A 14,267-nucleotide genomic window follows, 5' to 3' on the forward strand; every position below is an offset into this window, starting at 1 on the left:
CTGTGGGCGAAACAGGGAGGCTTGCTCAGGGCGTCAAGAGGGGCACGGGAGGGAGTGTAGGAGCCAGCTTGCTGGCGAAGCGGATGGTCCGGTTCGCGAGCAAGCTCGCTCCTACAGCGCGCGGTCAGTGGTGCTCGCGGGTTGCGCGGAATTTCACGTCCGGCCAGCGTTCTTCCATCAGGCTGAGGTTCACTCGGGTCGGGGCCAGATAGGTGAGGTGGCCGCCGCCGTCCACGGCAAGGTTCTCGAAGGCCTTGTCCTGGAACTCCTTGAGCTTCTTCTCGTCGCTGCACTCGATCCAGCGCGCCGACCAGACGTTGATCGCCTCGTAGGCGCACTCGACCTTGTATTCCTCCTTCAGGCGGCTGGCGACCACATCGAACTGCAGCACGCCCACGGCGCCGAGGATGATGTCGTTGTTGCGCTCGGGGAAGAACACCTGGGTGGCGCCTTCCTCGGCCAGTTCCTGCAGGCCCTGGCGCAGCTGCTTGGACTTCAGCGGGTCCTTCAGGCGTACGCGGCGGAAGAGTTCCGGGGCGAAGTGCGGGATACCGGTGAAGCCCAGGGCCTCGCCTTCGGTGAAGGTGTCGCCGATCTGGATGGTGCCGTGGTTGTGCAGGCCGATGATGTCGCCGGCGAAGGCTTCTTCCAGCTGCTCACGCTCGCTGGAGAAGAAGGTCAGGGCGTCGCCGATCTTCACGTCCTTGCCCAGGCGCACGTGGCGCATCTTCATGCCCTTCTCGTACTTGCCCGAGCAGATGCGCATGAAGGCGATGCGATCGCGGTGTTTCGGGTCCATGTTCGCCTGAATCTTGAACACGAAGCCGGAGAACTTCTCTTCGGTGGGCTCGACGCTGCGCTCGTGGGTAGCACGCGACAGCGGTTTCGGCGCCCAGTCAACGATGCAGTCGAGCACCTGGTCGACACCGAAGTTACCCAGTGCGGTACCGAAGAACACCGGGGTCAGCTCGCCCTTGAGGAAGGCTTCCTTGTCGAACTCATGGCAGGCGCCCTGCACCAGTTCCAGCTCCTCGATGAAGCGCTCGTAGAGGTCGCCCAGGTGGGCACGGGCCTCATCCGAGTCGAGCTTGTCGATCACCTTCATCTCGGTGCGTTCGTGGCCGTGGCCGGGGGTGTAGACGATGATCTTGTCCTGGGCCAGGTGGTACACGCCCTTGAAGTCCTTGTAGCAGCCGATCGGCCAGGTGATCGGCGCAGCCTTGATCTTCAGGACGGCTTCGATCTCGTCGAGCAGCTCGATGGGGTCGCGGATGTCGCGGTCCAGCTTGTTGATGAAGCTGACGATGGGTGTGTCACGCAGGCGGCAGACTTCCATCAGGGCGATGGTGCGCGGCTCTACGCCCTTACCGCCGTCGAGGACCATCAGCGCCGAGTCCACCGCGGTCAGGGTGCGGTAGGTGTCTTCGGAGAAGTCTTCGTGGCCGGGGGTGTCGAGCAGGTTGATCATGTGCTCGCGGTAGGGGAACTGCATCACCGAGGTGGTGATGGAGATGCCGCGCTGCTTTTCCATCTCCATCCAGTCGGAGGTGGCGTGACGGTCGGATTTACGCGACTTCACGGTACCGGCCACGGCGATGGCCTTGCCCATCAGCAGCAGCTTCTCGGTGATGGTGGTCTTACCGGCGTCGGGGTGGGAAATGATGGCGAAGGTGCGGCGTTTCGCGACTTCGGCGGCCTGGATGGTCATGGGTGCGTGCCTGGCTGGAAATGTGACGGGCAGCGGACGGCCCGGAAAAGCGCGGGATTATAACGGGAAATGGACGGTCGATCAGCGCCGCCGGGCATGTCGGGGCACCCTACGCCCGGATCACCAGCCGGGCCTACACGCTTTTTGTAGGAGCGAGCTTGCTCGCGAAAGATCGTGCTTGGGGCTGTTCGCGAGCAAGCTCGCTCCTACGGGTGTTCAATTTGCCCCTCCCGAGCCCCCTGTCATCACCCTGAAACCCGCGTCTGTGCAGCATTCCATAACGTTTTGTTGAGTATTTGAAACATTCAACTGGTGATGCGACAAAGGGATGCGAGAAAGCGGCAATTTTTGATTGATCTGCGGTTCCTGTGGTCCTAAAGTTCGCGCCCGAACGTCCATGCTGGCAACGATCCATCCGGCTCAAGTACTGACGACGAGAGGTTTGAGGTCATAGATGACTGAAAATCCTCGGCGACATGCCTTGGGAAGTAGGCGAACCAAAGTGGGGAAACTGATCAGACGTTCAGGCCTGTTGTCCAACGCAACTCTGGGCCACCCCTAACAACTTTTGTTTGTTTTGCCATATGGAGTCCCTCGCATGTCGATCAAGGTCGAAGACTATTTCTCGTCCGCAACTTTCCAGCGCATGAAGGCATTCGCCGACAAGCAAGAAACCCCGTTCGTAGTGATCGACAAGCAGACCATCGCTGATTCCTACGACCAGCTGGTGAGCTGCTTCCCCTTCGCCAAGGTCTATTACGCGGTGAAGGCCAACCCCGCCACCGAAATCACCGAGCTGCTGCGCGACAAGGGCTCGAACTTCGACATCGCCTCCATCTATGAGCTGGACAAGGTGATGAAGACCGGCGTTGGCCCGGAGCGCATCAGCTACGGCAACACCATCAAGAAAGCCCGTGACATCCGCTACTTCTACGAGAAGGGCGTGCGTCTGTTCGCCACCGACTCCGAAGCCGACCTGCGTAACATCGCCAAGGCCGCTCCGGGCGCCAAGGTCTACGTGCGCATCCTCACCGAAGGTTCCACCTCGGCTGACTGGCCGCTGTCGCGCAAGTTCGGTTGCAACCCGGACATGGCCCTGGACCTGCTGATCCTCGCCAAGCAACTGGGCCTGGTGCCTTACGGCGTGTCTTTCCACGTTGGCTCGCAACAGCGCGACATCGACGTGTGGGACGCCGCCATTGCCAAGGTGAAGGTGATCTTCGAGCGCCTGAAGGAAGAAGACGGCATCACCCTGCAGATGATCAACATGGGCGGCGGCTTCCCGGCCAACTACATCCAGCGCACCAACAGCCTGGAAACCTACGCCGAGGAAATCATCCGCTTCCTCAAGGAAGACTTCGGCGACGAGCTGCCGGAAATCATCCTGGAGCCGGGCCGTTCCCTGATCGCCAACGCCGGCATCCTGGTCAGCGAAGTGGTGCTGGTGGCGCGTAAGTCGCGCACCGCCGTGGAGCGCTGGATCTACACCGACGTGGGCAAGTTCTCCGGCCTGATCGAAACCATGGACGAAGCCATCAAGTTCCCGATCTGGGTCGAGAAGAAGGGCGAGATGGAAGAAGTGGTAATCGCCGGCCCGACCTGCGACAGCGCCGACATCATGTACGAGAACTACAAGTACGGCCTGCCGCTGAACCTGGCCGCTGAGGACCGCCTGTACTGGCTGTCCACCGGCGCCTACACCACCAGCTACAGCGCGGTGGAATTCAACGGCTTCCCGCCGCTGAAGGCTTTCTACCTGTAAGCAGCCAAGCGTTACCGACAAGGCCCGCCTTCATGGCGGGCCTTGTCGTTTGTGGGGGCGATTCCGTGTCGCAGCGCCTGTCATTTCGCGCGCCCCGCAGTGGCAGTAAGATGAGTGCGATTTCCATTTGCAATCGCTTGTCGACCGGCTCCCAGCGGGCCTGGAGTGCCTGCCGCCGTGACCGTCCAGATACCCGCCGAAATCGCCGCCGTCGCCGATTACGAAGCCTTCGCCCGCGAGCGCATGACGCCTTCCGCATGGGCCTACCTCAACGGTGGTGCCGCGGATGAGCTGACCCTGGCAGAAAACCTCGCCGCCTTCCGGCGCATGCGTCTGCTCAACCGGGTCCTGGGGAATCTGCAGGGCGGCCATACGCGACTTCGGCTCTGCGGGCTCGATCTCGACTACCCGATCCTCCTCGCCCCGGTGGCCTTCCAGAAGCTGGCCCACCCGGATGGCGAGCTGGCCAGCGTCCTAGGCGCTTCGGCGATGGGGGCGGCCATGGTGGTCAGCACCCAGGCCAGCGTCAGTCTTGAAGACATCGCCCAGGCGGCGCATGCACCGCTCTGGTTCCAGCTCTACATCCAGCCGGACCGCGACTTCACCCGCGAGCTGGTGCGACGTGCCGAAGCCGCCGGTTATCGCGCCCTGGTGGTGACGGTGGATGCGCCCGTCAACGGCATGCGCAATCGCGAGCAACGTGCCGCCTTCGCCCTGCCCGAGGGCGTTGAGGCGGTCAACCTGAGGGGCATGCGCAGCCTGCCGCCCAGCGTCGCTCAGCCGGGCGCCAGACCGCTCTTCGGCAGCCCGCTACTGGACCACGCGCCAACCTGGAAGGACCTGGAGTGGCTGCAATCACTCACGCGCCTGCCGGTGCTGGTCAAGGGGGTGATGAACCCCGTGGACGCGGCGCGGGCGGTGGATCAGGGCGTGGCAGGCCTGGTGGTTTCCAATCACGGCGGGCGTACGTTGGACGGCATGCCCGCGACCCTGGATGTGCTTCCCGCCATCGCCAGCGTGGTGCAGGGCAGGGTGCCGATCCTGCTGGATGGCGGCATTCGCCGGGGCACCGATGTGCTCAAGGCCATCGCCCTGGGGGCGAGTGCGGTGATGATCGGGCGGCCGTACGTTCACGGCCTGGCCACCGCTGGTGCTTCCGGTGTCGCCCATGTGCTTCACCTGCTGCGCACCGAGTTGGAGGTGGCCATGGCGCTTACCGGCTGCGCCAGAGTGACCGATATCGACGCTTCGCTCATTTGGCGCTGAGCTGCGCACACTTCATTGCGATGGGCGACAAGCCTGGGAAATCAATGAGATCGAGGCTATCGGCTTGGTCGATTTTTATCCTCGCGTCCATTCCTGCTAGTCGCCGGGTTGAAAATGTGACTTGCTGGTCACTGTTTTCGTGGTGAAAGCCGCGTGCGCGGAATATTTCTCCTTTTCCGGATTTATTGCAGCGGATGGCGTCATGATCGAGGTGCTTAGCGGGGAACTGGCTGATCTCATGAGTCCATGCAGGCTCTCGAGAAATGTAAATTCTATGTAAAGTATTTGCATTAATATTTACTGATAAACATTCGCAAATAGAATCGCGCCTCAAATTCACCGGGGAGTGATTCTTATGAGCAAGAAAAACAATCTGCCGCAACGTGCTCTTCTGGCGACTGCCATTGGTCTCGCCACCATCTCGACCGCCGGCCTGGCCATGGCCGCCGAGCAGAGCAAGGCTCTTGAACTCGGCAACGTGAATGTCGACGGCAAGGCCGCCAAGAAAACTTACAAGGTCGAGCAATCCTCCTCGGTGAAATACACCGCTCCGCTGCTGGACACCCCGCAGACCATCACCGTGGTGCCCAAGGAAGTGATTCAGGAGCAGCAGGCCCTGAGCCTGCGCCAGGTGCTGTCCAACGTGTCCGGTATCACCTTCAACGCCGGTGAAGGCGGCGGTGGCTCCGGCGACAGCATCAACATTCGTGGCTTCTCTGCGAACAACAACATCCAGATCGACGGCCTGCGCGACAGCGCCCAGACCAGCCGTACCGATACGTTCAACATCGAGCAGGTCGAGGTCATCAAGGGCCCGAACTCGGTGTTCGGCGGCGCCGGCACCACCGGTGGCAGCATCAACATCATCAGCAAGCAGCCCATGGACCGCGCCTTCACCACCCTCGGTGGCGGCCTCGGTACGGACAACTACCATCGCCTCACCCTGGACGCCAACCAGCCGCTGGAAGGCGTGGGCACCAATAGCGCCTTCCGTGTGAACGTAATGGCCCACGAGAACGACGTGCCCGGCCGTGACGAGATCGATCGCGAGCGCTGGGGTGTCGCTCCCTCTCTGCGCCTGGGCTTCAACGACTCCACTCGCCTGACCCTGAGCGCCTTCCATCAGACCGACGACAACCTGCCGGACTACGGCGTGCCGGCCCGTGATGGCAAGAAGCTCGGCGGTGTCAGCCGCGAGGACTACTTCGGCTGGGAAAACCTGGACAAGGATGAGATCGAGCAGAACGCCTTTACCGCGAACCTTGAGCACGATTTCAACGACAACCTGCGCCTGCAGAACCTGACCCGTTACAGCCGCATCGACCGCAATACCATCGTCTCGGCGTCTCATGTGAACATCCAGGGCGTTCCTCCGGGCCGCTACCGCCCCGCAGGCCCGCAGGCTTCCGGCCGCGACACCACCACCGAGATGTGGATCAACCAGACCAACCTGCGCGCCAGCTTCGACACTTTCGGGCTGGGTCATGAGCTGGTTACCGGCATGGAAATCTCCCGTGAGGACTTCGACCTCAAGAGCTACAACCACGGTCTGGGCAACGCGTTGTACCCGTCCAATGGCTTCGACCTGTCGAACCCGCCCGGACACTGGGACGGCCCGGTAAACAAGGCCACCACCGGATTCACCGAGAACCAGCTGGACGACAAGGCGCTGTATGTCTTCGACACCATCGCCCTGAACGAGCAGTGGGACTTCAACGCCGGCCTGCGTTACGACTGGTTCAAAGGGCACAGCGATACCTTCGGTGCGACCCATCAACAGACCGGCGACTTCACCTCCAAGGACGAGAAGCTCAGCAGCCGCGCTGGCCTGGTCTACAAGCCGGTAGAGAACGGCAGCATCTATGTGGCCTGGGGCAACTCCTTCAACCCCACCGCTGAGGGTATCGCCTCCAACGGTGGTGGCCTGACCGCAGCGACCGAGAACCTGGACCCGGAAAAGAACGAGACCTGGGAGCTGGGCACCAAGTGGGAGCTGCTGGATGGCCGCTTGGCAGTGGACGGTGCGCTGTTCCGGGTGGAGAAGACCAATGCACGTGAAACCATGGCCGATGGTTCGACCCAACTGGCCGGCAAGCAGCGTGTCGAGGGCGTGGAGTTGGGTCTGACCGGCCACATCACCGAGCAGTGGGATGTGTTCGCCAACTACACCTTCCAGTCCAGCGAGACCCTTGATGCTGCCGACACCGCCGCGGGTATCGCTCGCGAAGGCCAGGCGCTGGGGAACACCCCGCCGCGCTCCTTCAACCTGTGGACCACTTACGAGCTGCCGGAAGGCTGGACCCTGGGCTACGGCGCGCGTTACGTGAGCGAACGTAACGTGAGCTCCAGCACCACCGCCAAGCTGGACGCCTACTGGCTGCACAACGCAATGGTCGGCTACAAGGTCAGCAAGAACCTGGACCTGCAGCTGAACGTGAACAACCTGTTCGACAAGGACTACGTGGAGCGTGTGCGTCAGCAGAACGGTACCGACGCGCGTTCTTCCGCTATCGAATACGGCGATGCCCGTTCGGCGATCCTGACCGCCAGCTACTCGTTCTGACGACCGAGCCGAGGGCCCTACACAAGGGCCCTCGGAGATGGCTGTAAATAAAAGGTAAAAGATCTGAATCCCGACTTTATGCATCCCGTTCTCAAATAGAATCGCCTTCCGGCCAGGCATGGGGCCTGCCGCGAACGAGCGATTCGACGCGTCGCCAGACGCGTATCCGAGGGATATCACGTGTTGAAGAAGACCTTGTTCCAGCTGCACTGGCTGTTCGGTATCAGTGCGGGGCTGGTACTGGCCTTGATGGGCATCACCGGCGCCGCCTACAGCTTCCAGGAAGAAATCCTGCGTTTGCTCAACCCCGAGACCCTGTCGGTCGAAGTGCGTGACAGCGGCGTGCTGCCGCCCGCCGAACTGGTGAGCAAGATCGAGGCAGCCGAAGGCAAGAAGGTGTCCGGCCTCTGGGTCGAAACCAACAACGACCATGCCGCCCGCGTCTTCTTCATGCCGCCGCCGGGCGAGCGTCGTGGCCCCATGCGCTACTTCGACCCCTATACCGGCGAATTGCTGGGCCATCCGGTGGGCCAGAAGTTCTTTGGCCTGATGCTGCAACTGCACCGCTTCCTGGCCATGGGCGAGTTCGGCAAGCAGATCACCGCCGCCTGTACCCTGATCCTGATCTTCTTCTGCCTCTCCGGCCTGTATCTGCGCTGGCCGCGCAAAGCCGGTAGCTGGCGTGCCTGGCTGACCCTCGACTGGTCACGCAAGGGGCGCAGCTTCAACTGGGACCTGCATGCCGTCGCCGGCACCTGGTGCCTGGTGTTCTATCTCCTGGCCGCGCTGACCGGCCTGTTCTGGTCCTACGAGTGGTACCGCGAAGGCCTCAACCGCTTGCTCTCGGACGCTCCTGCCGGCCAGCAGGGCAAGCAGGGCGAGCGCCGTGGTGAAGGTCGTGGCCGCCCGGGCATGCAGGCCCCGTCCGGTCCGCCGTTGGTGGTGGACTACGACGCCGTATGGAAGAGCATCCGCGAAACCGCCGGCCCGACCATGAGTGCCTACAACCTGCGCCTGCCACCGGTGGGTGGCCAGCCGGCCCAGGTGTTCTACCTGCTGGAAGACGCCTCACATCCGCGTGCGTTGAACCAGATCGTCCTCGATCCGGCCACCGGCAAGGTGAAGCGCAGCGACCGCTACACCGACAAGAGCTTCAAGGCGCAACTGCTGACCAGCATCTATGCGCTGCACGTGGGCGAGTACTTCGGCCTGACGGGGCGCATCCTGATGATGCTGGCGAGCCTGGCCATGCCGCTGTTCTTCATTACCGGCTGGCTGCTCTATCTGGACCGTCGGCGCAAGAAGCGCGCGGCCCGGGCTGCCCGTGGCGGCCTGGCCGAGAGCACTGGCGAGGGTTCCTGGCTGATCGGTTTCGCCAGCCAGAGCGGCCTCGCCGAACAACTGGCCTGGCAGAGCGCCGGCCAGCTCCAGGCGGCCGGCCTGCCGGTGCGCGTCGAACCCCTGGCGTCGCTGGACGGCGGCGCCTTGGCCAAGGCCAGCAACGCACTCTTCGTGGTCAGCACCTTCGGTGACGGTGAGGCACCGGACAACGCCCGTGGCTTCGAACGCAAGGTGCTTGGCCAGGCTTCCCAGCTCGCCGGCCTGCGCTTTGCCGTGCTGGCCCTGGGTGACCGTCAGTACGAGCAGTTCTGCGGTTTCGGCCGCCGCTTGCAGAGCTGGTTGAAAGGGCAGGGCGCGAGCCAGCTGTTCGATCCGGTGGAAGTGGACAATGGCGACAGCGGCGCCCTGCAGCAGTGGCAGCAGCGACTGGCTCAGGTCTCCGGCGGCGCCATGCTGACCCCTTGGAGCGGCCCGAACTTCGAAAGCTGGACGCTGGAGGGCCGTGAGCACCTCAACCCGGGCAGCCCGGGAGAATCCACCTGGCTCCTGCGACTGCGCGCTCCAGCGGGCAGTCAAGTGGACTGGCAGGCCGGCGACCTGGTGGAAATCCTTCCGAGTCAGGCCGAATCGGTCATCGACGCCTGGTTGGCAAGGCACCACCTCGACGGCAATGTCCAGGTCGAACTGGACGGACTGCGCCAGTCGCTGCGCCAGGCACTGGCAGGGCGCCTGCTGCCGAGTTCGTTCGAACATCTGGTTGGTCTGCAACCGCAGGCGCTGGTGCAGGCACTGATCGGCCTGTCGGTGCGGCAGTACTCCATCGCTTCGTTGGCCAGCGACGGTGCGCTGGAGCTGATCGTGCGCCAGGAACAACATGCCGACGGCAGCCTGGGCATCGCCTCCGGCTGGCTGACCCATTACCTGCCGGTCGGTGCCGTCGTGCCGCTGCGCCTGCGTCGCAACAGCCGCTTCCATCTGATCGAAGAAGACCGTCCGCTGATCTTCATCGGCAACGGCACCGGGCTCGCCGGTTTGCGCAGCCTGCTCAAGGCCGCCATCGCCGCTGGCCGCAACCGCAACTGGTTGCTGTTCGGCGAGCGCAACCAGGCCCATGACTTCTACTGCCGCGATGAGCTGCAGGGCTGGCTGGCCAGGGGCGAACTGCAACGTCTGGACCTTGCCTTCTCCCGCGACCAGGCCGAGAAGATCTACGTGCAGGACCGCCTACGCGAGGCCGCCGATGAGCTGCGTGCCTGGCTGGCCGAGGGCGCGGTGATCTACGTCTGTGGCAGCCTGCAGGGCATGGCTGAAGGCGTCGACCGCACCCTGCGCGACATCCTGGGCGACGAAACGCTGCAGCAACTGAATGACGATGGTCGCTACCGCCGCGATGTGTATTGAAGGCGCTAGCGCCGAACCGAGTGATCCCTGCTCCTAGGGAATGTTCGCCCCGCCTAGTGTGGGGCGTTTTTTTGCAGGGGCACTCAAGGGCAGACCTTCGGCCTGCTTAGCGAATGAATTCGCCCCCACAGGAAAAGTGAAAACAACCCGTTTGGCACGTACAGCCCCCTCTCCCGCCTGCGGGAGAGGGCGGGGGGTGAGGGCAACGTCTGGCCAGCTCCGTGCCAATCCTTTTCGCGAATAAATTCGCTCCTACAAGAGCGCCGCCATTTAGCCATCTCGGCGGCTGAATTCGCCCCCACAGGAAAAGAATCGCGGCCAGGCATTGCACCGTCCACCCCCTCTCCCTTCAGGGAGAGGGTTGGGGAGAGGGTGCCTTTCACGGCGAATGAATTGTTCCCAGCCAGAGCGCCGGCTTTTAGCCATAATCCGCTTCATGAACAGACGAATCCTGCTGAACTGCGACATGGGGGAAAGCTTCGGCGCCTGGCGCATGGGCGACGACGAACACGCCATGCCGCTGGTGGACCAGGCAAACCTCGCCTGCGGTTTCCACGCCGCCGATCCCCTGACCATGCAACGCACCGTCGAACTGGCGCAGCGCCACGGGGTGCGCATCGGCGCCCATCCGGCGTACCCGGACCTCGCCGGTTTCGGCAGGCGTCACATGACCTGCTCGCCGGAAGAGGTACGCGCCCAGGTGCTCTACCAGATCGGTGCGCTGGAAGCCTTCTGCCGCGTCGTCGGCACCCAGGTGGCCTATGTCAAACCCCACGGTGCCCTGTACAACGACCTGGTGCGCGACGATGCCCTGCTCGCCGCGGTGCTCGATGCCTGTGGCAGTTACCGCAAGGGGCTGCCGTTGATGGTCCTGGCCCTGGCAGACAACAGCCGTGAACTGCAACTGGCCGATGCCGCCGACGTGCCTCTGATGTTCGAGGCCTTCGCCGATCGCGCCTACCTTTCCGATGGACAGCTTGCGCCCCGGCGCCTGGCGGGTGCCGTGCACCACGAGGCCGAACGCATCCTCGACCAGGCCCTGGCCATCGCCGCCGGCGAGCCCTTCCCGGACATCGACGGCAAGCCGCTGCGGCTTACCGCCGACAGCCTCTGCGTGCATGGCGACAACCCCGAGTCCCTGGCCGTGCTCCGCCGTCTGCGAGGCAAGCTGGACGCCCTATGATCCGCCTCGAACCCGCCGGCGCCGAAGCCCTGCTGCTGGTACTGGCCGACGAGCCGGATGCCCGCTTGCCGGAACGCATCGCCGTGCTGGCCGAGACCCTGCGCCGACATTCGGGCCACCTGCTGCTCGACCTGGTGCCCGGCTGGACCACCTTGCTGCTGCACTACGACATCACCCGCATCGACCACCAGGCCCTGACGCTGCACATCGAGCCGTTGCTGGAAGCCTGGCTGGCGGAAGGGGCTGCGGCCGACCCTGGCCGTTTGCATGAATTTCCCATCTGGTACTGCGGCGAGGATCTTGCCTGGGTGGCCGAGTCCTGCGGACTGTCGGTCGATGATCTGGTGGACATCCACAGCAGCGCCGAGTACCGGGTCGGCGCCATCGGCTTCTCCCCCGGTTTCGCCTACCTCGGCGGGCTCGACTCGCGCCTGGCCCTGCCGCGACGCAGCAGCCCGCGTATTCGTGTGCCAGCAGGCAGCCTGGCCATCGCCGAGCGGCAGACGGCCATTTATCCACAGGCGTCTCCAGGCGGCTGGCATCTGCTCGGGCTGTGCCCCTGGCGACTGTTCGACGCCCACCGTGAGCCGCCGTGTCCGCTGGAACTGGGCGACCGCGTACGCTTCTTCGCCATCGACGAAGCCCGCTACCGCGTCGAAGGAGGCGAGGCATGAGCGGCCTGCGGGTGATCAAGCCCGGCCCGCTGAGCCTGCTGCAGGATGCCGGCCGTCACGGGTGGCAGCACCTGGGTGTATCGCCGGCCGGCCCCATGGACCCGCAGGCGGCAGCCTGGGCCAATCGATTGCTGGGTAATCCCCGCAGATGCGCGGTGTTGGAGATCGCCCTGGGTGGCGTGGAGCTGGAAGCCGAGGAAGCGCTCTGGGTGGCGTTCACCGGTGCCGACATGCCGCTGAATGTCGATGGCGAACTGCGCCTCAACTGGTCGCGCTTTCGTCTTGAGGCCGGGCAGCGCTTGCAGATCGGTTTCGCCCGTAGCGGGCAACGCGGCTACCTGGCGTTGGTCGGCGGGATAAGCGCTGAACCGGTGCTGGGCAGCGTCGCCTGCCAGTTGCGCGAAGGCCTGGGCGGGCTGGACGGTGAGGGGACGCGCTTGACCGAGGACGACCTGCTCGCCGGCGGCGATGGCGATTTCCCCTGGGGCGCCAGCGTGCCCTGGCCCTGGCAGCCGGACTACAAGGTGGCGCAATCGTTGCGGGTGATGCTCGGCGGCGACGCAGCCAGCTTCGACGAAGCGCAGGCGCGGGCATTCTTCGAGCGGTCCTGGCAGATCAGCCCGCAGTCCGACCGCATGGGTGTGCGGCTGGAGGGCGATCCCCTGGTCGCACCACAGCGCCAGTGGTCACAGGGCGTGGTCAGCGGCGCCATCCAGGTGCCGCCGGACGGCCAGCCGATCATCCTCATGGCCGACCGCCAGACCATGGGCGGTTACCCCATTCTCGGCTGGGTTCATCCCATGGACCTCGGGCGCCTGGCGCAATGCCCGGCGAACCAGATCTTGCGCTTCATCGTCATGAGCCTGGAGGACGCGCAGGCCGAGTTGCGGGCGTTCTATCGCTTCTTTGGGCGTTAGCTGTTGCCAGAAATCGACAGTCGGTCCAGGTGCCTTGTAGGAGCTAGCTTGCTAGCGAAAAGGGCGCCATTCGCTGGCAAGCCAGCTCCTACGAGCAATGCAGCTACTTACAACACTTAATGCAGACACAGCGAAGCAGCCCGTCCGTGCAGCGGATCATTTCGGCAGGTGATTCAACGGTAGCGGCGAAGGTGCCTTCACCGTCTGGATGGCGAAGTTGCTGCGGATGTCGCTGACGCCAGGAAGCTTGAGCAGGGTGCCGGTAAGGAAGTGCTCGTAGGCGCGCAGGTCCGGCACCACCACTTGCAGCAGGAAGTCCGCTTCGCCTGATACCAGGTGCACCGAGATCACTTCCGGCAGGCTGATCACCGCTTCGCGGAATGCGTCGGCCTGTTCCTGGCGATGGCGCTCTACCTTGATCCCCACGAATACCGTCAGGCCCAACCCGACTTCGTCACGGTCCAGGCTGGCGTGGTAGCCGCGAATCACCCCAGCCTCCTCCAGCAGCCGTACCCGGCGCAGGCAGGGGGAGGCGGAGAGGCCGATCTCGTCGGCCAGTTGCACGTTGGACAGGCGGCCATCGCGCTGCAGGGCCGCGAGGATTCGATGGTCCAGGGCGTCGAGTTTAAGTTTTGGCATATATGCTCTGTTGTGCTTCGTAAGGTTGGTAGGAAATGCCAGAAATCATGGCGAAGTAGGCCGAATACGCAAGCACCTGCCCTGGCCTTCGGCCCTAGAATTTTCTCTCCACAGGCTGTTCTGGAGCGAACGACATGACCGGTTTCCTGATCGCCCTGGCGGTGGTCTACCTGCTGCCCGGGCCCGACATGATCCTCTTGCTGCAAACCGGTGCGCGCCAGGGTCGCACCATGGCCCTGGCAACCGCACTGGGGCTGGCGCTGGCGCGGGCGTGCCACGTGGCGCTGGCCGGTCTCGGCCTGGCTGTGTTGTTCAAGACCGCGCCCTGGACCTTCGATGTCGTGCGCCTGGCTGGCGCCGGATACCTGCTCTGGCTGGGCCTGAAGCTGCTCCAGGCGGAGACGTCGGCATTGGTGGTGGACGCTGAGCGCCAGCCTTCGCGGGCCTACTGGCAAGCCTTGCGGCGTGGGCTGCTAACCAACCTGCTGAACCCCAAGGCGCTGGTGTTCTGCTCCGTGCTGCTGCCGCAATTCGTCAGCCCGGACGCCGGGCCCCTGGGGCTGCAGTTCGCCCTGCTGGGGGCCGTGCTGGTGGCGGTGGGGCTGGCCTTCGACTCGGCCTATGCGCTGATGGGTGCCGGCTTGGGCCGTTGGCTGGGACGCCGGCCGCTGGTGCAGCGGGTGCAGCAGTGGCTGTTCGGCGGAGTGCTGGTGGGGTTCGGGGTGAGGCTGGCGTTGCTGAAAGATCTGTAGGGGCGAATTCATTCGCCAAGGGATGCGCAGCATCCCCGGCAGTTGTCCCGGGCAGGCCGTT

Annotated in this window: 10 protein-coding genes; 8 read left to right on the plus strand and 2 right to left on the minus strand. The window is 64.0% G+C overall.

Features of this window, described 5'->3' with window-relative positions; translation table 11 throughout:
• Nucleotides 1-124 precede the first annotated feature (124 nt).
• The gene (locus E8F06_RS11225; RefSeq protein WP_280367041.1) at nt 125-1,708 is read right to left on the minus strand and encodes a peptide chain release factor 3; all 1,584 of its coding nucleotides are present in this window, start codon (nt 1,706-1,708) and stop codon (nt 125-127) included.
• A gap of 598 nt (nt 1,709-2,306) precedes the next feature.
• Here E8F06_RS11225 and E8F06_RS11230 point away from each other — a divergent pair.
• From E8F06_RS11230 to E8F06_RS11260, 7 genes are all read left to right on the plus strand, one after another.
• Nucleotides 2,307-3,470: a type III PLP-dependent enzyme gene (locus E8F06_RS11230; protein ID WP_280367043.1), complete on the plus strand. Its 1,164-nt coding sequence runs from the start codon at nt 2,307-2,309 to the stop codon at nt 3,468-3,470.
• A gap of 177 nt (nt 3,471-3,647) precedes the next feature.
• Entirely contained in the window at nt 3,648-4,736 is a 1,089-nt protein-coding gene (locus tag E8F06_RS11235; RefSeq protein ID WP_280367045.1) for an alpha-hydroxy acid oxidase, read from the plus strand.
• Between the two features lie 355 nt (nt 4,737-5,091).
• Nucleotides 5,092-7,299, plus strand: a complete 2,208-nt coding sequence (locus tag E8F06_RS11240) for a TonB-dependent siderophore receptor (RefSeq protein WP_280367048.1) — start codon at nt 5,092-5,094, stop codon at nt 7,297-7,299.
• Between the two features lie 183 nt (nt 7,300-7,482).
• Entirely contained in the window at nt 7,483-10,041 is a 2,559-nt protein-coding gene (locus E8F06_RS11245) for a sulfite reductase flavoprotein subunit alpha (RefSeq protein WP_280367363.1), read from the plus strand.
• Nucleotides 10,042-10,477: 436 nt separating this feature from the next.
• Nucleotides 10,478-11,224 (plus strand): 5-oxoprolinase subunit PxpA, encoded by a 747-nt coding sequence (locus E8F06_RS11250; protein WP_280367050.1) that lies wholly within the window; start codon nt 10,478-10,480, stop codon nt 11,222-11,224.
• Nucleotides 11,221-11,898, plus strand: coding sequence for a 5-oxoprolinase subunit PxpB (pxpB, locus tag E8F06_RS11255; RefSeq protein ID WP_280367052.1), 678 nt, complete (start codon nt 11,221-11,223; stop codon nt 11,896-11,898). The genes E8F06_RS11250 and pxpB overlap by 4 nt, the downstream gene beginning before the upstream one ends.
• Complete coding sequence (locus E8F06_RS11260) at nt 11,895-12,815, plus strand: biotin-dependent carboxyltransferase family protein (RefSeq protein ID WP_280367054.1); 921 nt, start codon at nt 11,895-11,897, stop codon at nt 12,813-12,815. The genes pxpB and E8F06_RS11260 overlap by 4 nt, the downstream gene beginning before the upstream one ends.
• A 156-nt stretch (nt 12,816-12,971) precedes the next feature.
• Here E8F06_RS11260 and E8F06_RS11265 read toward each other — a convergent pair whose 3' ends face one another.
• Nucleotides 12,972-13,454 carry an Lrp/AsnC family transcriptional regulator gene (locus tag E8F06_RS11265; protein ID WP_280367057.1) on the minus strand — a complete coding sequence of 161 codons (483 nt, stop codon included), beginning with the start codon at nt 13,452-13,454 and terminating at the stop codon, nt 12,972-12,974.
• 134 nt (nt 13,455-13,588) lie between these two features.
• On the opposite strand from E8F06_RS11265, the gene E8F06_RS11270 reads away from it, so the two are divergent.
• A complete protein-coding gene (locus tag E8F06_RS11270) occupies nt 13,589-14,206 on the plus strand; it encodes a LysE family translocator (RefSeq protein WP_280367059.1) in 618 nt (205 codons plus the stop codon).
• Nucleotides 14,207-14,267 lie beyond the last annotated feature (61 nt).

The sequence above is a fragment of the Pseudomonas sp. BN411 genome, from assembly GCF_029871235.1.
Taxonomy (GTDB): Bacteria; Pseudomonadota; Gammaproteobacteria; order Pseudomonadales; family Pseudomonadaceae; genus Metapseudomonas.